This window comes from Pseudomonas sp. NFPP02 (assembly GCF_900119355.1).
Taxonomy (GTDB): Bacteria; Pseudomonadota; Gammaproteobacteria; order Pseudomonadales; family Pseudomonadaceae; genus Aquipseudomonas; species Aquipseudomonas paracarnis.
In genome coordinates this window covers 386993-407326 of sequence record NZ_FPJI01000001.1, presented here as the reverse complement: position 1 = coordinate 407326, position 20334 = coordinate 386993, and the positions used below count along the sequence as shown (strand labels likewise).

At 60.7% G+C, this 20334-nt stretch carries 23 protein-coding genes; 12 read left to right on the top strand and 11 right to left on the bottom strand.

The genetic code is table 11. From position 1 onward, the window contains the following. Positions 1-97: 97 nt before the first annotated feature. Genes BT204_RS01925 through BT204_RS01900 form a run of 6 tightly spaced genes read right to left on the bottom strand, consistent with a single transcriptional unit; the run spans position 98 to position 4685 of the window. Positions 98-793, bottom strand: a complete 696-nt coding sequence (locus tag BT204_RS01925) for an HAD family hydrolase (protein WP_014720460.1) — start codon at positions 791-793, stop codon at positions 98-100. Beyond that, positions 790-1689, bottom strand: coding sequence for a tyrosine recombinase XerC (xerC, locus tag BT204_RS01920; RefSeq protein ID WP_072445629.1), 900 nt, complete (start codon positions 1687-1689; stop codon positions 790-792). The genes BT204_RS01925 and xerC overlap by 4 nt, the downstream gene beginning before the upstream one ends. Before the next feature lie 2 nt (positions 1690-1691). Beyond that, complete coding sequence (locus BT204_RS01915; RefSeq protein WP_072445628.1) at positions 1692-2408, bottom strand: DUF484 family protein; 717 nt, start codon at positions 2406-2408, stop codon at positions 1692-1694. A 13-nt stretch (positions 2409-2421) separates the two neighbouring features. Then, on the bottom strand, positions 2422-3252 hold the full coding sequence (dapF, locus tag BT204_RS01910; protein WP_060766884.1) for a diaminopimelate epimerase: 831 nt from the start codon (positions 3250-3252) through the stop codon (positions 2422-2424). Between the two features lie 3 nt (positions 3253-3255). Next, positions 3256-4503 carry a diaminopimelate decarboxylase gene (gene lysA / locus BT204_RS01905; protein WP_072445627.1) on the bottom strand — a complete coding sequence of 416 codons (1248 nt, stop codon included), beginning with the start codon at positions 4501-4503 and terminating at the stop codon, positions 3256-3258. Positions 4504-4517: 14 nt separating this feature from the next. Next, on the bottom strand, positions 4518-4685 hold the full coding sequence (locus tag BT204_RS01900; RefSeq protein ID WP_003195417.1) for an LPS translocon maturation chaperone LptM: 168 nt from the start codon (positions 4683-4685) through the stop codon (positions 4518-4520). Positions 4686-4923: 238 nt separating this feature from the next. Here BT204_RS01900 and cyaY point away from each other — a divergent pair, with 238 nt between their 5' ends. The 3 genes from cyaY to rnk all read left to right on the top strand — a co-directional run bounded on the left by cyaY (position 4924) and on the right by rnk (position 6022). Beyond that, positions 4924-5256, top strand: a complete 333-nt coding sequence (gene cyaY / locus BT204_RS01890; protein ID WP_072445626.1) for an iron donor protein CyaY — start codon at positions 4924-4926, stop codon at positions 5254-5256. Positions 5257-5258: 2 nt separating this feature from the next. Beyond that, positions 5259-5477, top strand: a complete 219-nt coding sequence (locus BT204_RS01885) for a DUF1289 domain-containing protein (protein WP_034129079.1) — start codon at positions 5259-5261, stop codon at positions 5475-5477. Positions 5478-5608: 131 nt separating this feature from the next. Beyond that, positions 5609-6022, top strand: a complete 414-nt coding sequence (gene rnk, locus BT204_RS01880; protein ID WP_034129049.1) for a nucleoside diphosphate kinase regulator — start codon at positions 5609-5611, stop codon at positions 6020-6022. Here rnk and BT204_RS01875 read toward each other — a convergent pair. From BT204_RS01875 to BT204_RS01865, 3 genes are all read right to left on the bottom strand, one after another. Continuing rightward, positions 6019-8859: a class I adenylate cyclase gene (locus tag BT204_RS01875; RefSeq protein ID WP_072445625.1), complete on the bottom strand. Its 2841-nt coding sequence runs from the start codon at positions 8857-8859 to the stop codon at positions 6019-6021. The genes rnk and BT204_RS01875 overlap by 4 nt on opposite strands. A 169-nt stretch (positions 8860-9028) precedes the next feature. Then, the gene (locus BT204_RS01870; RefSeq protein WP_003195403.1) at positions 9029-9283 is read right to left on the bottom strand and encodes a TIGR02647 family protein; all 255 of its coding nucleotides are present in this window, start codon (positions 9281-9283) and stop codon (positions 9029-9031) included. A gap of 95 nt (positions 9284-9378) precedes the next feature. After that, the gene (locus BT204_RS01865; protein WP_014720450.1) at positions 9379-9663 is read right to left on the bottom strand and encodes a hypothetical protein; all 285 of its coding nucleotides are present in this window, start codon (positions 9661-9663) and stop codon (positions 9379-9381) included. A 125-nt stretch (positions 9664-9788) separates the two neighbouring features. Between BT204_RS01865 and BT204_RS01860 the strand changes: the two genes are divergently transcribed. Next, positions 9789-10448 carry a glutathione S-transferase family protein gene (locus BT204_RS01860; protein WP_072445624.1) on the top strand — a complete coding sequence of 220 codons (660 nt, stop codon included), beginning with the start codon at positions 9789-9791 and terminating at the stop codon, positions 10446-10448. Between the two features lie 106 nt (positions 10449-10554). Here BT204_RS01860 and argH read toward each other — a convergent pair whose 3' ends face one another. Further along, entirely contained in the window at positions 10555-11949 is a 1395-nt protein-coding gene (gene argH / locus BT204_RS01855; RefSeq protein ID WP_072445623.1) for an argininosuccinate lyase, read from the bottom strand. A 501-nt stretch (positions 11950-12450) separates the two neighbouring features. Between argH and BT204_RS01850 the strand changes: the two genes are divergently transcribed. The 7 genes from BT204_RS01850 to BT204_RS01825 all read left to right on the top strand — a co-directional run bounded on the left by BT204_RS01850 (position 12451) and on the right by BT204_RS01825 (position 18839). Continuing rightward, positions 12451-13197 (top strand): LytR/AlgR family response regulator transcription factor, encoded by a 747-nt coding sequence (locus tag BT204_RS01850; protein ID WP_034129045.1) that lies wholly within the window; start codon positions 12451-12453, stop codon positions 13195-13197. Positions 13198-13335: 138 nt separating this feature from the next. Then, positions 13336-14277 carry a hydroxymethylbilane synthase gene (gene hemC, locus BT204_RS01845; RefSeq protein ID WP_034129044.1) on the top strand — a complete coding sequence of 314 codons (942 nt, stop codon included), beginning with the start codon at positions 13336-13338 and terminating at the stop codon, positions 14275-14277. Continuing rightward, complete coding sequence (locus tag BT204_RS28030) at positions 14274-15032, top strand: uroporphyrinogen-III synthase (RefSeq protein ID WP_060763908.1); 759 nt, start codon at positions 14274-14276, stop codon at positions 15030-15032. Before hemC ends, BT204_RS28030 begins: the two co-directional genes overlap by 4 nt. 18 nt (positions 15033-15050) lie before the next feature. Next, a complete protein-coding gene (locus tag BT204_RS28025; RefSeq protein ID WP_034129042.1) occupies positions 15051-16166 on the top strand; it encodes a uroporphyrinogen-III C-methyltransferase in 1116 nt (371 codons plus the stop codon). A 5-nt stretch (positions 16167-16171) separates the two neighbouring features. Then, complete coding sequence (locus tag BT204_RS01835) at positions 16172-17413, top strand: heme biosynthesis protein HemY (RefSeq protein WP_034129041.1); 1242 nt, start codon at positions 16172-16174, stop codon at positions 17411-17413. Between the two features lie 236 nt (positions 17414-17649). Next, complete coding sequence (locus BT204_RS01830) at positions 17650-18171, top strand: disulfide bond formation protein B (RefSeq protein WP_034129040.1); 522 nt, start codon at positions 17650-17652, stop codon at positions 18169-18171. Between the two features lie 209 nt (positions 18172-18380). Next, positions 18381-18839 carry an Rsd/AlgQ family anti-sigma factor gene (locus BT204_RS01825; RefSeq protein ID WP_034129039.1) on the top strand — a complete coding sequence of 153 codons (459 nt, stop codon included), beginning with the start codon at positions 18381-18383 and terminating at the stop codon, positions 18837-18839. Positions 18840-18892: 53 nt separating this feature from the next. On the opposite strand, the gene BT204_RS01820 is transcribed toward BT204_RS01825, so the two are convergent. After that, complete coding sequence (locus BT204_RS01820) at positions 18893-19570, bottom strand: FKBP-type peptidyl-prolyl cis-trans isomerase (protein WP_034129038.1); 678 nt, start codon at positions 19568-19570, stop codon at positions 18893-18895. A 192-nt stretch (positions 19571-19762) separates the two neighbouring features. On the opposite strand from BT204_RS01820, the gene BT204_RS27820 reads away from it, so the two are divergent. Further along, a partial coding sequence (locus BT204_RS27820; protein ID WP_204840105.1) for an AlgP family protein occupies positions 19763-20334 on the top strand: 572 nt, incomplete at its 3' end.

Genomic DNA, 20334 nt, shown 5'->3' with positions numbered 1-20334 from the left:
GGAGCTGGCTTGCCTGCGATAGCGGTCTATCTGCGAGCCCTGTGTTGACTGATCCACCGCTATCGCAGGCAAGCCAGCTCCCACATTGGGGTCAGTGTTAGCTCCAGCGACTCAGCAGTGGCGGTAACTCTGTCAGGCTGCGAATCTGCGCATCCGGGCGCTTGTCACCCTCCCAGGCCTTGCCCGTGGGGTTGAACCACACCGCCCGCAGTCCCGCCTGCTGCGCGCCGGCGATGTCATCCCCAGGATGATCGCCCACATGCACTGCCGCGCTGGCGTCCACACCGCCACGTTGCAGTGCTTCATGAAACAGCCGTGCATCCGGCTTGGCGATGCCGATATCTTCAGCGCGCAGGGCAAAGTGAAAGTAGTCCGCCAGGCCCACACGCTGCACATCGGCATTGCCATTGGTGATCACGCCGAGCAGGAAGTGCTGGCGCAGCGCCTTGAGCATCGGCTCGGCTTCCGGAAACACGGTGAGTTGGTGGCGTGCGTGGATGAACGCTTCGAAGCAGACATCCGCCATCTCTGTGGCCTCAGGCTGGGGATAACCGGCCTCCTCGAACGCATGCATCAACACGCGATGACGCAGCAGGCTGATACGGTGTTTGAGTTCGGGATGACGCTGCAGCACCTGCTGGCGCAGGCTGGCAAAATGCTCAAGGGGCAGGTCGCCGACCTTGGACGCGTGGGTCGCCAGCCATTCGCGCATCGACGCTTCGGCGCTGATGATGACGGGTACGTTGTCCCAGAGGGTATCGTCCAGGTCGAAGGTAATCAGCTTGATACTCATGAGTCGCCGCCCTTGATGCGTTTGGCCCGTGGATGGGCGCTGTCGTACACCGTTGCCAGGTGCTGGAAGTCGAGGTGGGTGTAGATTTGCGTGGTCTTGATATCCGAGTGCCCGAGCAGCTCCTGCACGGCGCGCAGGTCCTGGGAGGATTCGAGCAGGTGGCTGGCAAAGGAATGACGCAACATGTGCGGGTGCAGATTCTGCCCCAGCTCGCGCTCGCCGGCAGCCTTGACCCGCAGTTGAATCGCCCGCGGCCCCAGGCGCCGGCCTTGCTGGCTGACAAACACGGCATCGTCTGCAGGGTTGGTCAAAAGACGTAGCGGCAGCCATAGCTGCAAGGCTTCGCGGGCTTTCCTGCCCACGGGCAGTACGCGCGTCTTGCTGCCTTTGCCGAGCACTTGCACCAGGCCATCGGTGAGGTCCAACTGATCGAGGTTCAGGCCCGTCAGCTCCGACAGGCGCAGGCCCGAGGAGTAGAACAGCTCCAGGATTGCCTGGTCGCGATGGGCCAGGAAGTCATCCTCGACGGCACCGTCGAGCAATTGCAGGGCGCGGTCTGTGTCCAGGGTCTTGGGCAGGCGCCGTTCGCCTTTGGGCGGTGACAGGCCATTGGCCGGGTCGTGGTCGCACAGGCCTTCGCGATTGAGGTAGTGATAGAGGCCGCGCACCGCCGATAGCAGGCGAGACAGGCTGCGGGAGGATTGGCCCTGCTGGTGCAACCGGGCGATCAGGCTGCGCAGGGCCTGGATATCCAGGGCCTTCCAACTGCTGACGTGCTGTTTTTCGCAATAGGCCAGGACCTTGTTCAAGTCCCGCCGATAAGCTTCCAGCGTGTGGGACGACACCTGGCGCTCATTGCGCAGGTGAGCGCAGTAAGCGTCCAGTTGCCGCTCCATGATCAGCGCACCGCGCGCAGGGTGGTGGTGTGGCGTGGCAGGACGCGGCCCAGCACTTCGGCGATATAGGTCAGGAACAACGTGCCCACCGAGCTTTTGTAGTGCGCCGGGTCGCGGCTGGCGATGGCCAGTACCCCGTGCAAGCCTTGATGGCTGAGGGCGATAACGGCCGTAGAGCCGATCTGCTTGCGCTGTTCGGCGCCAAACAGGAAGTCCAGCTCATGCTCGCGCAAGGTGCCACTGACGGTCTTGCCTTCGGACAGCAGGCCACCGATGGCCGTCTGCGCTTCGCCACCTGTGACCCAGCGCCCCACCGGCATCGGGTTGTCGCTGAACAGGATCAGGCTGACGAAGGGCACCTGGAAATCCTCACGCAGGCTGTCTTCCACGGCGATCACCGTTTCTTCCAGGCTGGTGGCATCCATCAGGGTCAGAATCAGGCGGCGGGTCTTGTCGAACAAGCGGTCGTTGTCGCGGGCCACGTCCATCAGATGAGAGAGTCGGTGGCGCATTTCAATGTTGCGCTCGCGCAGGATCTTCATTTGCCGCTCCACCAGCGACACGGTATCGCCGCGCTGGTGGGGGATGCGCAGGGCCGGCAGCAGTTCTTCGTGCTCGACGAAGAAGTCCGGGTTAGCCTCAAGGTACGCCGCGACAGCAGCGGCCTCCAGGCTTTCACTCGGGTTAGCGTGTGCGGGTACTTGAGGCTTATCGGTCATTAGCTTGGCTCACTCATAGACGGACCTGTCCTTCGTATACACGCGTGGCTGGTCCGGTCATCATCACCGGGTGGCCAGGGCCTGCCCATTCGATGGACAAACGTCCGCCGGGCAGGTCGATCAACAGTGGCGAATCCATCCACCCCTGGCTGATCGCGGCCACGGCAGCGGCGCAAGCACCGGTGCCGCAAGCCTGGGTTTCGCCGGCGCCGCGTTCCCATACGCGCAATTGCGCACGGTTACGGTCGATCACCTGCAGGAAGCCCACATTGACCCGTGCCGGAAAGCGCGGGTGATGTTCGATCTTCGGCCCCAGTTCATGCACGGGGGCGTTATTGATGTCGGTGACCCGCAGCACCGCATGGGGGTTGCCCATGGACACGGCGGCGACCTCCACGGTTTTGCCATCCACATCCAGTGGGTAACTGAGGGCCTGCTCGGTGGCCTGGAACGGAATATCCGCCGGCACCAGGCGTGGGGCGCCCATGTTGACGCTGATCTGGCCATCATTGCGGATGTCCAGTTCGATCACGCCACCCTTGGTTTCGACGCGAATCTGGCGTTTGGCAGTCAGGCGTTTGTCGAGCACAAAGCGCGCAAAGCAGCGCGCGCCGTTGCCACACTGTTCCACTTCGGAACCGTCGGAGTTGAAGATCCGGTAACGGAAATCCACCTCCGGGTTGCTCGGCGCCTCGACCAGCAGCAACTGGTCGAAACCGATCCCGGTGTGGCGATCGCCCCACTGTTTGGCGTGCTTGGGCAGGATGTGCGCGTGCTGGCTGACCAGGTCGAGGACCATGAAATCATTACCCAGCCCGTGCATCTTGGTAAAACGCAGCAGCATGGCTTACTCCGGCAGCAGGCTTTCGCCAGCATACAACTCGGCTACCGTCTCGCGGCGACGCACTTCAAATGCTTGATCACCGTCCACCAGCACCTCGGCGGTACGCCCGCGGGTGTTGTAGTTGGAACTCATGACAAACCCGTAGGCACCGGCCGAATGCACGGCCAGCAGATCACCTTCCTCAAGCGCCAACTCACGATCCTTGGCCAGGAAGTCGCCGGTCTCGCAGATGGGCCCGACGATGTCATAGGCGCGGGCTTCGCTTGTGCGCGGCGTCACGGCGGTGACATCCATCCAGGCCTGGTACAGCGCCGGGCGGATCAGGTCGTTCATCGCCGCATCGACGATGGCGAAATCCTTGTGTTCGGTGTGCTTGAGGTACTCGACCTGGGTCAGCAACACGCCAGCGTTGGCGACGATGTAGCGGCCCGGCTCGAACATCAGCGTCAGGTCGCGGCCTTCGATGCGTTCGCGCACGGCCTGGATATAGTCGGCAATCAGCGGCGGCTCTTCATCGCGATAGCGCACACCCACGCCACCACCGAGGTCGATGTGGTGCAGGTAGATGCCGCACTCGCCCAGGCGGTCGATCAAGGCCAGCAGGCGGTCGAGGGCATCCAGGAACGGTGGCAGGGTGGTCAGTTGCGAGCCGATATGGCAGTCGACACCCAGCACTTCCAGGTTTGGCAGTTGAGCGGCGCGGATGTACACGTCCTCGGCGTCGGCGATGGCAATGCCGAACTTGTTCTCTTTGAGACCGGTGGAAATGTACGGGTGGGTGCCGGCGTCGACATCCGGGTTGACGCGCAGGGAGATCGGCGCGCGAACGCCCATTTCGGCGGCAACGACTTGCAGGCGCTCCAGTTCGTCGGTGGATTCGACATTGAAGCAATGTACGCCGACTTCCAGGGCACGGCGCATATCATCGCGGCTCTTGCCGACCCCGGAGAACACGATCTTGTCCGCCTGGCCGCCGGCGGCCAGTACGCGTTCCAGCTCGCCACGGGACACGATGTCAAAACCAGCGCCAAGACGCGCCAGGACATTGAGTACACCCAGGTTGGAGTTGGCCTTGACTGCGTAGCACACCAGGTGCGGCACGCCGTCGAGGGCGTCGGTGAACGAGCGGTATTGAGCTTCGATATGCCCACGCGAGTACACATAGGTCGGGGTGCCGAAGCGCTGGGCAATCGCGGACAAGGCCACGCCTTCCGCGAACAGCTCGCCGTCCCGGTAGTTAAAAGCGTCCATAAGTTTCCCTTAACTTAGTAGGTGTCGTGCTTATGGGCTTTTGACGGCTTTTGCGACGATTGCGCCTGTTCGTTTGGATCTTTGCTGTCATCCGGCAGGTACAACGGGCCTTTCTGGCCACAGGCACTAACGAGGCAAGCGACCGCGACGAGCGCAGCAAGGGAAGAGATCAGGCGCTTCATGGCGAAATCCTTGAATATGCATTAATTGCGCCCGAGTATACCGACCACCCGCCAGCTTGCCTATGCGCCGCACCACCCGTCCGGCGGGGGTTTGCCGAGACAGTAGGGAAGCAGGCTACGATGCCTGGGGATATTTCGTACCGTCATCCGTGATGAAATCAGTATCCTTTGCAATCGGCGAAGCTCGCCCGTATCGTGCGGCGCTTGAGCAAAACCAGACACTTTTGAGGTTGCCACAATGAGTTTGACCGAAGCCCGTTTTCACGACCTGGTGGATGCCACCCAAGAGAAGCTGGAAGATCTTTTCGACGACAGCGGCCTGGACGTGGACCTGGAAAGCTCGGCCGGTGTGCTGACGGTCAAGTTCGAGAGCGGCCAGCAATTGATCTTCAGTCGCCAGGAGCCGCTGCGTCAGTTGTGGCTGGCGGCGCGCTCCGGTGGCGTTCACTTCGACTACGATGAAGAAAGCGGCAAATGGCAGTGCGACAAGAGTGAAGAGTTGCTGGGTGAGATGCTCATGCGCCTGGTTCAGGAATACACCGGCGTCGAGCTGGATTTCGACGAGATCTGATGGTGAGTGAGCCTGTAGCCGTACGCCCGCCCAAGCCGCTGTTCAGCAATGTCAGCCCGGCGGTGCCGTCACCTTGTATCAGTTTGTGTCGCCTGGACGAGCGGAAAGTCTGCCTTGGCTGCTTTCGCCATGTGGAAGACATCCGGGAATGGCGCTCTGCCGACGATGCGCGGCGCCGGGTGATCTGCGCCGAGGCCGAGCAGCGCAAGGCGAGCACCTGACGGCGTCTTGTTTATTTGTGTCGCTGTGGTAGTGTCCGGATACACCTCCATTCATCGAGGTCCGTGAGAACCCCGCCTTTTCCTGGCGGGGTTTTGCTTTTTTGTGCAGAAAAAAGGAGTCTGCCTGAATCATGACCACCGCACCGTCCATCATTCTTACCCGTCTTGACGTGCAGCGTCTGGAGCAACTGATCGACCGCTTGGGCGACGAGTTTCCCGGCGTCGAAGCGTTGCAAGCCGAACTCGACCGCGCCGAAGACGTGGTTGGTCACGATGAAGTGCCTGCGGGTGTCGTGACCATGAATTCCAGCGTGCATTGTCGTGAACAAAGCAGCGGCAAGGACTATCACCTGACGCTGGTCTACCCCAAGCACGCGAACGCCGACGAAGGCAAGATTTCGATCATGGCGCCCGTGGGCAGCGCATTGCTTGGCCTGCAAGTGGGCCAGCACATCGACTGGCCGGCGCCTGGCGGCAAGACCCTCAAGCTGGAATTGCTCAGCGTCGAAGGCCAGCCCAAAGATGGCGGCGCCTTCCCGCTCTAAACCTGATCCAAGGCCGCATTGAGTGACTGTTCCAGTTCGGCTTTATAGCGCAGGTACAGATTGCTTGGGCTTTGCACATCACCGAGCAGCCCCGACAGATCCAGATCAGTGATATAGCCGCGGTAACGCTCGGTTTCCCGACGTTGCCCGACGATCTCCCGGGCGACCACTGCAAACAGCTGGTCGCCAAATTCCAGTTCGGAAAACTCCCGCTGATTACAGTACAGGGTGATCCCTACCTGGCCTGGCGCGCCTTTACCGATGATGGCCTGCACGTCATAAAACGCCTTGTTGGCCGGGTCTTGCGGGGCCGGTCGTGGCTCCACGCCCCGCGCCCGGCCGTTGCCCGATGGCAACAGTTGGTAGTACAGGATCTGTACTTCGCCCGCAGGTTGCTGGGTGTCCAGGGACAATAGCGCTTCCCGACGGTACAGGATCGATTGCAAAAAGCGTTGCAGTGGGGCCAAGAGGCTTTGCTCATCATGAAACGGCAAGCGCTGTTGCCAGAGCGCGTTGAATTCGTCGAGCACATAGACGTCGGCGAAGCCTTCATTGACCCGGTAGAACACCTGCACACACTCGGCTTGGCCCATGGGCAGCAGCAGCGCCAGGTCGTGGTCTTTCAAGGCCATGGCGTCCAGGTGCCACGGGCTGTAGCTGGCCAGCTCCTCGCTAAGGTAAGCGATCAGCGCGTCCTGAGTCGGCAGTGATACATGGGTGGCTTGGCCCGGTACCAGTTCCATGACGTGATAATGCTGCTGCACCTGGAGCAGGTAGCGATGATTGCCTTGGCCGAGCAGCAGATGCTGCGCGGTGTCGAATACCTCTTCCACCCGCTGGGCAATGAACTGTGCCCGGTTGTGACAAAAACAACGCACTCGCAGGCGTGGCAGATGGTTCGATGGCAATTGGTTGAGATAGTCGCGCAGGCAGTCGAGCAGGGCGTGCGGGCCGTCATAGCGGCTGACCATCACTTCGTTCCAGCTGTTGAGTGTGACTTGGTCCAGGGTCAGCACCAGGTTGTCGCGCACGCCGGCATAGCTCAGGGAGTCGGTGCGCTCCGTGGTCATCAGAATATTCAGGTCGCGATGATGCTTGAGCGGGTCAACCCCGACGTTGATCAGCAGCAGCACCTCTTCTGGCACTGCCGGGCGCAGCAAGCGGACCTCGTCGACACTGGCCAGGGGCAGGGTGATGGTCTGTTGCAGGCTGCCCAGCAGGTTGAACAGCTCGAACTCGGTCATGTCACTGGTGCCGGGGTGCAGCGCCAGGCGGGTGCTGCTGTCGATCACGCCGTTGCGATGGCACCAGGTGAGCATTTCCAGCAGGTCGCGGCTGCGTTTGATCGGTGCAAAGTGTTCCCATTCGAGAGCGGTAAGGTTGCCGTTATACAGGCCCCAATGGTGTTGGCCCGGCTCCTTGCGGTTGGGCGACTGCACCAGAGTCAAGGTATCTTCGGCCAGGTCAGGGGCGATGCCGGGGTTGATGAACTCGACCTTGCCGGCCTTGCGCTCGAACGCCGCGTACAAGCGGCGGCCCAGTACATTGAGTTCGCGCTTATTGACCGCGCTGGCGGTCTGTTCGCTGCGGGTGAACTGCGTGAGGAAGCGGTAGCTGTAGTTCAACTCATTGACCAGAGCGCGGCGCTCGGAGGCGACCTGGCGCACTTTCCATTGGCTGCGGCTGTCCAGCAGGGCCAGTTGGCGCGTGTCCCAGCTCCACTCATGCGCCAGGCGTTCCAGCAGTTGCCGTTGCCAACCGGCGGTGCGCTGGCCGGCGCTGAGCTTGCGGTTGACCTTCAGGTACAGGCTGCGCCGCACCAATTCCAGGCGCTCCAGCTCGTTGCGGGCCTTGAGGTACTCCTCGATACGGCGGTAGACCATGATGTACGGGTCCAACTCATCCAGGTCTACCTGATGGCTGAACACCGCCTGTTTGAAGCGCAGGCTCAGGCAGCGCACGTTCGGGTGTTCGCTTGCGTAGACCTCGGTCAGCAGCAGCTTGAGCACCGACTTGTAGGGCGACTCGATGCCCTTGAACAGTTGCCACAGCCCGGCCCCGATAAACTCCCCTGGAGGAATATGAGCCAGATGGCCGAGGTCGAGGGTTTCATCGGTGCGGATAAAACGCTTGGACACCAGGGTGTGAGTAAATTCGGCGTAGCGGCTTTCTTCGTAGACCGGCACCAGCCACCAGATGGGCGTGCGCCCGGCCAGCCAGATCGCGGTGCGATAGAACTCATCCAACAACAGGTAGTGCTGGGTGGTGCCGCAGTCGTCGGAACTCAGTTGCGTATCGCGATCACCCAACACAAAGCGCGTCGGGTCGATCAGGAAGAAATGCGCTTCGGCGCCCATGCCCAAGGCCCAGGTTTCCAGCAGTTGGCACTTTTTGCGCAGCTCGGCCAGCTCGGTTTCGCTCAAGTCGGGAGCGTGGCACACCCACACGTCCATATCGCTTTGATCGGCCTGGGCCAGGGTGCCAAGGCTGCCCATCAGGAACAAGCCGTGGATCGGCGTAGGCGGGTTGCCGTGGCGCGGTTTATAGGAGAACGAACGGGTCAGGCGCTGGGCATCGGCCAGGGCCTGGGCGTCCGGTTCGAAATTCGACAGCCCGGCCGGCGTGCTGCTAGAGACATAGCCCGGCAAGAGCGGGTGATTGACGTGGAAAAACAGCGGCAACAAGGCCAGCACGCTTTGCTGACGTGGCGTCAGCCCCTCGACGGCCCGGGCCATGCGGCCTTGATTGAGGGTCATGAAACGCGCGCGCAGTTGGGTCAGCACCTTGCGGTCGATGCCTTCGTCCAGATCGGGGCGGATTTCATGGGTGCGGGTCATGTCGAACTCGTTGGCTCGCAGGGCCCGACGCGGGCGGCCATGCAGGAGTTTACAGACAGTAGCGTAGGAGTTTTAGAGGGAAATGGCTTTTTGGCGTCAGAATTCTGTATGCCGCGCAGCAGTGCCCGCGGAATCCGCAGGCGGCGGACTCCATGGGCAGTATCAGGTATCAGGCGGCTTCTTTGGTGCTGGCAGTGGTGAGGATGGTCAGCAGGGTTTGGGCTTGCTCGGCAGCGTCCCGGCCAAGACTCGTCAGGTAGCCCCCGTCCGGTTGGTCGATCAGCCCTTTGGCATGGAGGCGCTTGGCAGCGGCGATGGCAGTGGGGGCGGCAGTCTGATGGACTTTCAAGCCTTCCTTGGTGCTGTCCAAGGGGAAGAGTACAAGGATTTCCAGTTCGGCAACCAACTCAGGGGTATACGACATAAGGACTCCAGACTTTCTAAAATTTATTAGAGGCTAGCAGGCCATAAGGTGAACGCACTTTGCCGAACTGTCCAGCGTGTTGCTGCGTGCCGGGGTTATTCCTTTTCCGGCGGCAGCTCGGGCAGTGCCCGCAGTGCCGTTTCATACCACTCGGTATTGAAGGCGCGGTCATCTTCGAGCATGGCATCGATCTCGAACGCCAGCACGTGAGCCATCAGATTCAGGATATCTTCGCGCTCGTAACCCACCAGGGTCAGTTTGTTGAACGTAGCCTTGGCCGCTGGCGGGTTATCGCTCTCGATCTGGTTCTCGATGGCTTCGATCAGCGTGGTCTCGGTGAATTCTTCTTCGTCGTTGTCGATATCGGTCGGCTCGCTCATGGCAGGCTCCTCAAGGAAAGGGCGTCAGTCTACCCCCATTCAGGTGGGTGATGCTGCTGGTCAGGGTGCCCTCAAGGATCTATAACTCTTGCAGCCAACCCCACACCCGGCCTGGAGGCTTTGCGATGCTCAAGCTTTACGGATTTTCGGTCAGCAACTACTACAACATGGTCAAGCTGGCGCTGTTGGAGAAAGGACTGCCCTTCGAAGAAGTGCCTTTTTACGCCGGGCAAACCCCCGAAGCTTTGGCGGTCAGCCCCCGCGGCAAAGTGCCGGTGCTGGGTGTGAAGCAGGGGTTCATCAACGAAACCAGCGTCATCCTCGAATACCTCGAGCAGAGCCAGGAAGGCCCGGCGCTGTTGCCCGCCGACCCGTTTGCGCGGGCTCAGGTGTTGGCGTTGTGCCGTGAGATCGAGCTGTACATCGAACTGCCTGCGCGGGCGTGTTACGCCGAGGCTTTTTTCGGCATGACGGTGCCGGAGGCGATCAAGGAAAAATCCAGGGCCAAGCTGCTGCTTGGGATGGGTACGTTAGGCCGGCACGGTAAGTTTGCGCCTTATGTGGCAGGTGAGAGCTTCACCCTCGCGGACCTGTATTTCATGTACAGCCTCAGCCTGGCCTGCGGTGTGGGCGAAAAGCTGTTTGGGCTGGACCTGCTGGAGCAGTTGCCGAAGGCGAAGGCATTGTTGGCGCGCCTGAATGAGATGCCCAATGCGCAGAAGGTAGAGGCGGACAGGCAGGCGGCGATGCCGGCGTTCATGGCGATGATTGCGGCCAAGAAATAGAGTCGCTTTTGTGGCGAGGGAGCTTGCTCCCGCTGGAGTGCGAAGCGCTCCCAAGATTTTGGGGCCGCTGCGCAGCCCAGCGGGAGCAAGCTCCCTCGCCACAGTTTTAGCGGCTGGCGAGCAATTCTTTGCCGCGCACGACCGCTGCCTTGACCTGTGCCGGCGCAGTGCCGCCCACATGGTTACGGGCATTCACCGAGCCTTCCAGGGTCAGCACGGCAAACACATCCTGCTCGATCTGGTCGCTGAACTGGCGCAGTTCTTCCAGGTTCATTTCCGCAAGGTCCTTGCCGGTGTCCACACCGTACTTCACGGCGTGGCCAACGATTTCGTGGCAGTCACGGAACGGCAGGCCACGGCGCACCAGGTAGTCCGCCAGGTCGGTCGCGGTGGAGAATCCGCGCAGTGCCGCTTCACGCATGATCGCGTGCTTGGGCTTGATCGCCGGGATCATGTCGGCAAAGGCGCGCAGCGAGTCGCGCAGGGTGTCGGCGGCGTCGAAGAGCGGTTCCTTGTCTTCCTGGTTGTCCTTGTTGTAGGCCAGTGGTTGGCCTTTCATCAGGGTCAGCAGGCCCATCAGCGCGCCAAACACACGGCCGCTCTTGCCACGCACCAGCTCTGGCACGTCGGGGTTTTTCTTTTGCGGCATGATCGAGCTGCCGGTGCAGAAGCGGTCTGGCAGGTCGATGAACTGGAATTGCGCGCTGGTCCATAGCACCAGCTCTTCGGAGAAGCGCGACAGGTGCATCATCGCGATGCTGGCTGCGGCGCAGAATTCAATGGCGAAGTCACGGTCCGACACGCCGTCCAAAGAATTGCCGCCCACGGCGTCAAAGCCCAGCAGTTGTGCGGTGTACTCACGGTCGATCGGGTAGGTGGTGCCGGCCAGTGCAGCGCTGCCCAGCGGCATGCGGTTGGCGCGCTTGCGGCAATCGACCAGGCGTTCGTAGTCGCGGCTGAGCATTTCGAACCAGGCCAGCAGGTGGTGGCCGAAGGTCACGGGTTGTGCGGTCTGCAGGTGGGTGAAGCCGGGCATGATGGTGTCCGATTCACGCTCGGCCTGCTCCAGCAAGCCTTTTTGCAGGCGGGTGATTTCGCCCAGGATCAGGTCGATCTCATCGCGCAGCCACAGGCGGATATCGGTGGCGACCTGGTCGTTACGGCTACGGCCGGTGTGCAGTTTTTTGCCGGTCACGCCGATGCGATCAGTGAGGCGTGCCTCGATGTTCATGTGCACGTCTTCGAGGTCGACGCGCCAGTCGAACGTCCCTGCCTCGATCTCACCGCGGATGGTGGTCAGGCCGTCGATAATGCTGTCACGCTCGGCGTCGGTCAGCACGCCGACCTTGGCCAGCATCGTAGCATGGGCGATGGAGCCCATGATGTCGTGGCGGTACAGGCGTTGATCGAAGGTGACGGAGGCGGTGAAGCGCGCGACGAAGGCGTCGACGGGTTCACTGAAGCGGCCGCCCCAGGACTGGTTGGTCTTGTCGGTGCTCATGGATTCGCTCGTGATCTGCTTAAAAGAGGCATGAAGGTGTGCAGGCGATCATAACAGGGTTGCCCGTGGAGGCGGTGCTGCGGGTGGTCGGCAATTTTATTTGTGTAAGAGATGGCTAAGTGCCTTGCCGCCGACCGCATCCGGGACGAGACTGGTGACAGGTACTTATTGAAACGATATTTGACGATTGAGCAATGTCGCCTCAGTGAGCGTCTACAGTTGGACTGATAGTGTGTGAATGCACCAAAGTCGGGTGATGCGGTCATAACCAGACTATCCATTAAACAGGGGGGTATTCGGATTGTTTATCAGTGAACCCTACGACGATGCCCGAATGCAGCGGGTCTTGGGCGCTATTGAACAGGTCCGGGTAAATTTGGGTGCCATTCTCAGGGCACTTTTTGCCGCTCGCGCTAGTCTTAGCGTGGATCGCTGTGACGTCAGTCACCGCACCTGTCTACGCTATCCTTGTGCGAGACTCACGCAGGAATCCAGCGCAATATGAATGTCCTGATCGTTGATGACGAACCCCAAGCCCGCGAGCGACTGAGCCGTCTGGTCAGTGAACTTGAGGGTTATTCAGTCCTTGAACCGAGTGCCACCAGTGGCGAGGAGGCGTTGACGCTGATCGACAGCCACAAGCCCGATGTAGTGCTGCTCGATATCCGGATGCCGGGCTTTGATGGCCTGCAGGTCGCCGCCCGCCTGAGCGAACGCGAATCGCCGCCTGCCGTGGTGTTGTGTGCGGCGCAGGATGAGTTTTCTGCACAGGCGCTGGAAGACAGCGGTGTCAGTTTTCTCGTCAAGCCGGCCACTGCCGAAGCCTTGCTCAAAGCCTTGAAAAAAGCCGAGCGTCCCAGCCGCGCCCAACTGGCTGCCTTGACGCAACCGGCTGCGCAAAGTGGTAACGGGCCACGGAGCCATATCAGCGCGCGTACCCGCAAGGGCATCGAACTGATCCCACTCGGCCAGGTGGTCTACTTTATTGCCGATCACAAATACGTGACCTTGCGCCACGAGACCGGTGAAGTGTTGCTCGATGAGCCGCTCAAGGCGCTTGAAGACGAGTTTGGCGAGCGTTTCGTGCGCATTCATCGCAACGCGCTGGTCGCCCGTGAACGTATCGAGCGCCTGCAGCGCACGCCCCTGGGGCACTTTCAGTTATTCCTGAAGGGGCTCAATGGCGATGCGTTGATCGTCAGCCGACGCCATGTCGCTGGCGTGCGCAAAATGATGCAGCAGCTTTAGCCCAAGGGCTGCGGCGCGGTCTGCATTCCTTATCCCGGTGCGACGTGGCCAGGGAGGCCCCGCACTTGCTGATTCAAATCAAAGCGTATTTGCCTGAGCTGTTATTATCCGCCGTATCTATTCAGTACGGATTGATCCATGTCCTCTCGCGAAATCCGCATCGCCACCCGTAAAAGCGCCCTGGCCTTGTGGCAGGCCGAATACGTCAAAGCACGCCTTGAGCAGGCCCATCCCGGCCTCAAGGTCTCCCTGGTGCCCATGGTCAGTCGCGGCGACAAGCTGCTGGACTCGCCACTGTCGAAAATCGGCGGCAAGGGCCTGTTCGTCAAGGAATTGGAAACTGCGCTGCTGGACAACGAAGCCGACATCGCCGTGCATTCGATGAAAGACGTGCCCATGGACTTCCCTGAAGGCCTGGGCCTTTTTTGTATCTGCGAGCGCGAAGACCCGCGCGACGCCTTCGTTTCCAACACCTTCGCGTCTCTGGACGAATTGCCGCCAGGCAGTATCGTCGGCACCTCCAGCCTGCGTCGCCAGGCCCAGTTGCTGACGCGGCGTCCCGACCTGCAGATCCGCTTTTTGCGTGGCAACGTCAACACGCGCCTGGCCAAGCTGGACGCCGGGGAATACGACGCGATCATCCTCGCCGCTGCCGGCCTGATCCGCCTGGGCTTTGAAGACCGCATCACCTCGGCCATCAGCGTCGAAGACAGCCTGCCAGCTGGCGGGCAGGGTGCAGTCGGCATCGAATGTCGCACCGCCGACAGCGAAATTCACGCACTGCTCAAGCCTCTCGATCACGCGGACACCGAAGTGCGTGTTACCGCCGAGCGTGCCTTGAACAAACACCTCAACGGTGGCTGCCAAGTGCCCATCGCCTGCTATGCCGTACTCGAAGGTGAGAACCTGTGGCTGCGTGGCCTGGTCGGTGATCCGGACGGCGGTAACCTGCTGACCGCCGAGGTGCGTGGGCCGCAGCGTGATGCCACGGCACTGGGGATTCAGGTTGCCGAGGAACTGCTGGAAAAAGGCGCGGGTGCCATTTTGCAAAAAGTCTATGGCGAGGCCGGCCCGCAGTGACCAAATGGCGAGTGCTGCTGACGCGGCCTGCCGAGGAGTCGACGGCCGTGGCGGCGTTATTGGCCAAGAGCGGCATTCACAGCAGCTGCCTGCCTTTGCTGGAGACCGAAGCCTTGCCGGTGACTGCTGAGCAACGCGCGGTATTCGGCGCACTGCCGCGCTATTGCGCCGTCATCGTGGTGAGCAAGCCGGCTGCACGCCTGGCGTTGCAGCGGTTGGGGGACAGTGTGCCGCCAATGCCCTGGTTCAGTGTCGGCGCGGCGACGGCACAGATACTGGCCGATCATGGCCTCAAGGTTCATTATCCCGCCACTGGCGACGATAGCGAGGCCTTGCTTGAACTGCCCGCCTTGCGCGAGGCTATTGCACTGCCGGGCGGCCGGGTGTTGATCCTGCGCGGCGAGGGCGGGCGTGAGTTGCTGGCAGAGCGTTTACGCGAGCAAGGTGCTAGTGTCGATTACCTGGAATTGTATCGGCGTTTTCTTCCGGTGTATGAAAAGGGCGCGTTGATGCAACGCATCCAGTTGGAACGCTTGAACGGCCTGGTGGTCAGCAGTGGGCAGGGTTTTTTACATCTGCACGCGTTAGCCGGCCCCGATTGGCCAGAGGTGGCACAGCTGCCGTTGTTCGTGCCCAGCCCGCGTGTATATGAAATGGCGCGGGCGGCGGGTGCAGAAAAAGTTGTGGATTGTCGCGGCGCGAGTGCCGCGGCTTTGTTAGTGGCGTTAGGGAGCTATCCCGTTCCCACTCTCTGATACGCAAAGGACGGATACGTGAGCGAAACAGCCTTGCCTAAAGATGAAGCTCAGCCCGCGCTTGATGCGCCGGTCGAGACACCCGTCAGCGCGCCACGCCGTGGCAATGGCCTGGCCGTCGTCGCCTTGCTGTTGGGCGCTGCGGGCGTAGCCGCCGGCGGCTGGGGGATCTGGCAGGTCCGTGCCCTGCAAGCCAGCAGCCAGCACCAACTGGGCCAGGTGCAGACCCTGGATGACCAGTCCCAGAGCCTCAAGCAAGGCCAGCAACAGCTGGCCGCCCGCCTGGCGCAGTTGCCGGGTGCGGATGAGCTGGAAGAGCGTCGCCGCCTGGTCACGCAGTTGCAGGGAGATCAGCAGCGCCTCAACCAGCGTCTGGAAACCGTGTTGGGTGCCAGCCGCAAGGACTGGCGCCTGGCCGAGGCCGAGCATCTGATCCGTCTGGCCAGCTTGCGTTTGTCCGCCTTGCAAGACATTAACAGCGCCCAGTCGCTGGTCCAGGGTGCCGACGAGATTCTTCGCGAACAGAGCGACCCAGGGGCTTTCGCTGCACGGGAGCAATTGGCCAAGAGCCTGGCCGCGCTGCGCAGCACCGAGCAACCGGACCGTACCGGCCTGTACCTGCAACTGGCCGCCTTGCGTGACCAGGTGGTGCAACTGGCGGCGATTGCCCCGGAGTATCAGCTCACGGAGCCTGCTTCCCAGGGGCGCCCCACCAGCGATACGCAGAACCAGTTGAGCCAGTGGTGGGAGCAGATCTCCCGTTATTTCCGCATTGACTTCAACCCGGATGACAACATCCGTCCCTTGCTGGCAGGCCAAGGCCTGAACCAAGTGCGCCTGGCCTTGAGCCTGGCACTGGAGCAAGCCCAATGGGCTGCGCTTAACGGCGAGGCGGCCGTCTACAGCCGCTCGTTGGGGGAAGCGCGCAGCGTGTTGCAGGACAACTTCAACCAGGACAACCCGCAGAGCAAGGCGATGCTGGCGCGCATTGCCGAGCTTGAGCCCAAGGCCGTGTCCGTGGTCACGCCTGACCTGGCCGCGAGCCTGGCCGCTGTGCAGGCGTACCTTGAGCGTCGTCATCTGTCGGCCGACGAAGCCAAGGCCGCGGCTGGCAAACCGGCGACCCAGGAGTAGAGCTGATGAAGCGTTTCTATGTGATCCTGGTGCTCGCAATTGCGCTCGCCCTGGCCCTGGGTGTAGGCATTTCGAAGCACACCGGCTACGTGTTGATTACCTATCCTCACCTGCTGCATTACGAATCAAGCCTGTGGGCGACATTGGTGGCGGTGTTTGCCATCGGCCTGGCGATTTATCTGGTCCGCGTGTTGTGGAGCCTGGTCACCACATCCGGTGGCGTGGTCAACCCCTGGTCACGGCGCAATCGCAGCCGCCGTGTTCAGATCGCTATCGAGCAAGGCCAGATGGACCTCGCCGAGGGACGTTGGGCCAGTGCGGAGCGCCACTTGCACCGCGCCGCCGAAGCAGAGCGTCAGCCGCTGCTGTATTACATCGGTGCCGCCCGTGCGGCTAATGAACAGGGCCGTTATGAGGAATCCGACGGCTTGCTGGAGCGCGCTCTGGAGCGCCAGCCCCAGGCCGAACTGGCCATTGCCTTGAGCCACGCGCAATTGCAGATGGATCGAGGTGATACGGAAGGCGCGCTGGTCACTCTTCAGGCGATGCATGAGCGTCACCCGCATAACGCGCAAGTGCTGCGACAACTGCAACGCCTGCATCAACAGCGTGGCGATTGGTCGTCTGTGATTCGCCTGCTGCCTGAGCTGCGCAAGGACAAAGTCTTGCCCGCCAATGAACTGGCCGAGCTGGAGCGTCGCGCCTGGGGCGAGAACCTGAGCCTGGCGGCCCAGCGTGAAGAGCAAGGCGAAGCAGGGTTGCAGTCCTTGGAACGCGCATGGGAGCAACTGACCACTGCCCAGCGCCAACAGCCACAACTGGTGTTGGCGTATGCCGACCAACTGCGTCGATTGGGCGCGGATGCCAAGGCCGAAGAAGTGCTGCGTGGTGCTCTCAAGCGCGGTTATGACAGCCACTTGATCCGGTTGTACGGCCTGTTGCGCGGCAGTGATCCTGCGCGCCAATTGAAGTTTGCCGAAGGCTGGCTCAAGGACCACCCAGGTGATGCCAGCCTGTTGCTGACGCTGGGCCGTCTGTGCCTGCAAAACAGTCTGTGGGGCAAGGCGCGGGATTATCTGGAAAGCAGCCTGCAAGTGCAGCGCAATCCCGAAGCCTGCGCCGAATTGGCTCGCCTGCTGGCCCAATTGGGCGACACCGAGCGCAGCAACCAGCTGTTTCAGGAAGGCTTGGGATTGCTCGACAATCGCCTGCTGTCTTCGCCGCTGCCGGTGCCTGCGCGAGCTTGAAGTAGGAAAGGGTGAGTGGGTTGGCTCGGACCGATCCGACACCCGCTCCTTCAATGCTTGAAAACACTCGGTTTAACTGGCCTTGTTACTAATTCCTACTTGTTGTAACTGAATTTCCTCGGGCCCGTGGCGGGATGTCCTTATGTTTTCGAGGAAATGTCTGCTCTAGGGCGTATTGAAAGGGGTCGGGCCTTTCCTCTACCGTAGCGACCTATCTCTTGCAGTGCGGATAAACAATGTCTTTGGCCCCTTTACGCTCTTTGTTTTTCCTGGCGTTCATGGCGGGTGCGCTGACGTTGGGCGCGTCTTTCTACCTTCAATACGGCGCGCTGCTACGACCTTGTTTTCTATGCCAGGTACAGCGCCTGTTCCTCGCGTCTTTTGCCTTGATCAACCTGATTGCCGCACTTCACAGACCTGGGCGTTCCGGCCATTGCCTCTACGGGCTGGCGAGCATGGCCTGTGCGTTGCTGGGCGCCATCACCGCAGGCAGGCAAGTGCTGCTGCAGAACAGGCCGGCCAGTCAGGTCGGGGATTGCTGGCCCAGCGTGCAGCACATGCTTGAAAACCTGTCTGTCTGGCAGGCAATGCGCTCGGTGTTCAATGGCACGGTCGATTGTGTCGAAATCAACTGGACGCTGTTTGACCTGAGCCTGCCTGAGTGGAGTCTGTTGTTCTTCGTGGCGATGCTGATCCTGGGGTTCATGCAGGTGTCACGGTTGTTGTTCGACAGGCATTTGCGCCTCGCAACGCCTTGAAAACAAGACTCAGGTTGTAGGAGCGGATTAAACACTTGTATGAACATTCTCTCCTGCGTACCTTGAAGCCATAGTCATGCGGGCATAATCTGGCCCGCACGCGTTATCCAAACCGCTTGTCAGACACGGCCTTGTCCGTCTGCTGCTTCATCCTTGAAGTGTTGCGCAGGTACAGAGCTGCGGCGCCCCAATAGGGAAGAGAGATCATCATGTTGGAAAGTTGTCAGAATGCTCAGGAACGCTGGGGTGGGGTGCATAAGCTGATCGATAGATGGCTGTTGGAGCGCCACGAACTGATTCAGGCCTATGACACTCTTGGTGCCCATCCCGATGCATTGGCTGAGAAGCAAAAGCCTCTGCAAGAATTCTGCGGGTCTTTGGTGGACTACGTGTCTGCGGGTCATTTTGAGGTTTATGAGCAGCTGACCGGCGAAGCGAAAGCCTTCAATGACAAGCGCGGATTGGAATTGGCCGAAACCCTTTACCCGCGCATTGATGTGATCACCGAGAAGCTGCTGGCCTTCAATGATCTGTGTGATGAAGGCAAGTGTGTTGCTGAAAAATTCAAGGAGCTCGGCGGTCTGCTCCATGAGCGTTTCGAGTTGGAAGATTGCCTGATCGAAGTGTTGCACACGGCCCACAAACAAAAGGCTGCTGTCCAGGCCTGACCCTCGGCGGGGAGATACAAAACGGTGCGCATGTCGCACCGTTTTTTTATGGGTCAGTGGCGAGTGCCGAGTAGTTCGATCTCGAACACCAGCGGCGTATAGGGGGGGATCAACTCACCTGCGCCGTCTGCGCCATAGGCCTGGGCTGAAGGAATCACCAGACGCCATTTCGCACCCACCGGCATCTGTTGCAATGCACTGCTCCAACCGCTGATCACGCTGTTGAGGCGAAACCATTGCGGTTGCGTACTTTTGTCGAAGACAGTTCCATCAGGCAGTCGGCCCACGTATTTAACCTGCACTTCATCGCTGGCCAACGGCTTGTTGCCAGTGCCCGCTACCAGCTCGGTGAGCAGGATCCCATCGGCCAACTGACGAACCCCGACGGTGGCTTTTTCCTTTGAGAGAAATTGCTGCTCGGCAGCGAGTGCTTTTTCGCTTTGAGGTCGTTGGGCGTCGGCGGCGTTCTGCGCTTCGTGCTGTGCGAGGATCTGTTCGATGCGCGCGTTATCCAGCGCCAGTGGTTTGCCCTGGTAGGCTTGCTTGAGTCCGTCGAGCAGAGCCTGTATCTGCAGGTCGGGGACTTCCTGGCGCAACCGTTCGCCAAGGCTTGCGCCCAGGCTATAGGCAAGATCGTGTGGGGTTGCGGCGGTGGTGTTTGAAGAGGGTTGCTCGCTTGCATCGGCCACGCAGATCGCCAAGCCGAACACTAGAAAAAGGTAACGCGACATGGGCATTCTCCCGGCGAAAGTGCGACGGATTATGCCAGTGCGGCTGCGTAAAAAGTGACGTGGTTTTCCGTTATATCGATAAGAATTTTCGCACGTTGCAACGCAACGCAAACGATACTGTCAACATGCCCTAGCGGCGGTAAGAGCAGAGGGCTAGTATGAGCCGCACCCACGTCAGCCAGGAGGTAAACCATGTCGGCCAAACAGAAGCCTGTAAATACCCCGTTGCACTTGCTCCAACAACTTTCGGGCAGCCTGCTCGAACATCTGGAAAGCGCGTGCTCCCAAGCCTTGGCTGATGCAGAAAAACTGCTCGCCAAACTGGAAAAGCAACGCGGTAAAGCGCAAGAAAAACTGCACAAGTCCCGCACCAAACTGCAAGACGCCGCCACTGCCGGCAAGTCCAAGGCGCAAGCCAAAGCCAAAGGCGCGGTCAAAGAACTTGAAGAGCTGCTGGATGCTCTCAAGGATCGCCAAGCCGAAACCCGCAGCTACATTTCCCAACTCAAAAAAGACGCTCAAGAAAGCCTGAAATTGGCCCAAGGCGTTGGCCGTGTGAAGGAAGCCGTAGCTAAGGCACTGGGTGCTCGTACGCCTGCAAAAGTAGCCGCGAAGCCAGCCGCTAAAACTGCTGCCAAACCAGCCGCTAAGCCAGCCGCTAAAACCGCTGCTTCCAAACCAGCCGCCAAGCCAGCCGCTAAAACCGCTGCTTCCAAACCAGCCGCCAAGCCGGCTGCTAAAACTGCTGCTGCCAAACCAGCCGC

What these genes read in the sequence shown, in the direction of transcription:
- BT204_RS01925 (WP_014720460.1), bottom strand. Translation starts at nt 793, where the DNA reads ATGAGTATCAAGCTGATTACCTTCGACCTGGACGATACCCTCTGGGAC.
- xerC (WP_072445629.1), bottom strand. Translation starts at nt 1,689, where the DNA reads ATGGAGCGGCAACTGGACGCTTACTGCGCTCACCTGCGCAATGAGCGC.
- BT204_RS01915 (WP_072445628.1), bottom strand. Translation starts at nt 2,408, where the DNA reads ATGACCGATAAGCCTCAAGTACCCGCACACGCTAACCCGAGTGAAAGC.
- dapF (WP_060766884.1), bottom strand. Translation starts at nt 3,252, where the DNA reads ATGCTGCTGCGTTTTACCAAGATGCACGGGCTGGGTAATGATTTCATG.
- lysA (WP_072445627.1), bottom strand. Translation starts at nt 4,503, where the DNA reads ATGGACGCTTTTAACTACCGGGACGGCGAGCTGTTCGCGGAAGGCGTG.
- BT204_RS01900 (WP_003195417.1), bottom strand. Translation starts at nt 4,685, where the DNA reads ATGAAGCGCCTGATCTCTTCCCTTGCTGCGCTCGTCGCGGTCGCTTGC.
- cyaY (WP_072445626.1), top strand. Translation starts at nt 4,924, where the DNA reads ATGAGTTTGACCGAAGCCCGTTTTCACGACCTGGTGGATGCCACCCAA.
- rnk (WP_034129049.1), top strand. Translation starts at nt 5,609, where the DNA reads ATGACCACCGCACCGTCCATCATTCTTACCCGTCTTGACGTGCAGCGT.
- BT204_RS01875 (WP_072445625.1), bottom strand. Translation starts at nt 8,859, where the DNA reads ATGACCCGCACCCATGAAATCCGCCCCGATCTGGACGAAGGCATCGAC.
- BT204_RS01870 (WP_003195403.1), bottom strand. Translation starts at nt 9,283, where the DNA reads ATGTCGTATACCCCTGAGTTGGTTGCCGAACTGGAAATCCTTGTACTC.
- BT204_RS01865 (WP_014720450.1), bottom strand. Translation starts at nt 9,663, where the DNA reads ATGAGCGAGCCGACCGATATCGACAACGACGAAGAAGAATTCACCGAG.
- BT204_RS01860 (WP_072445624.1), top strand. Translation starts at nt 9,789, where the DNA reads ATGCTCAAGCTTTACGGATTTTCGGTCAGCAACTACTACAACATGGTC.
- argH (WP_072445623.1), bottom strand. Translation starts at nt 11,949, where the DNA reads ATGAGCACCGACAAGACCAACCAGTCCTGGGGCGGCCGCTTCAGTGAA.
- BT204_RS01850 (WP_034129045.1), top strand. Translation starts at nt 12,451, where the DNA reads ATGAATGTCCTGATCGTTGATGACGAACCCCAAGCCCGCGAGCGACTG.
- hemC (WP_034129044.1), top strand. Translation starts at nt 13,336, where the DNA reads ATGTCCTCTCGCGAAATCCGCATCGCCACCCGTAAAAGCGCCCTGGCC.
- BT204_RS01835 (WP_034129041.1), top strand. Translation starts at nt 16,172, where the DNA reads ATGAAGCGTTTCTATGTGATCCTGGTGCTCGCAATTGCGCTCGCCCTG.
- BT204_RS01830 (WP_034129040.1), top strand. Translation starts at nt 17,650, where the DNA reads ATGTCTTTGGCCCCTTTACGCTCTTTGTTTTTCCTGGCGTTCATGGCG.
- BT204_RS01825 (WP_034129039.1), top strand. Translation starts at nt 18,381, where the DNA reads ATGTTGGAAAGTTGTCAGAATGCTCAGGAACGCTGGGGTGGGGTGCAT.
- BT204_RS01820 (WP_034129038.1), bottom strand. Translation starts at nt 19,570, where the DNA reads ATGTCGCGTTACCTTTTTCTAGTGTTCGGCTTGGCGATCTGCGTGGCC.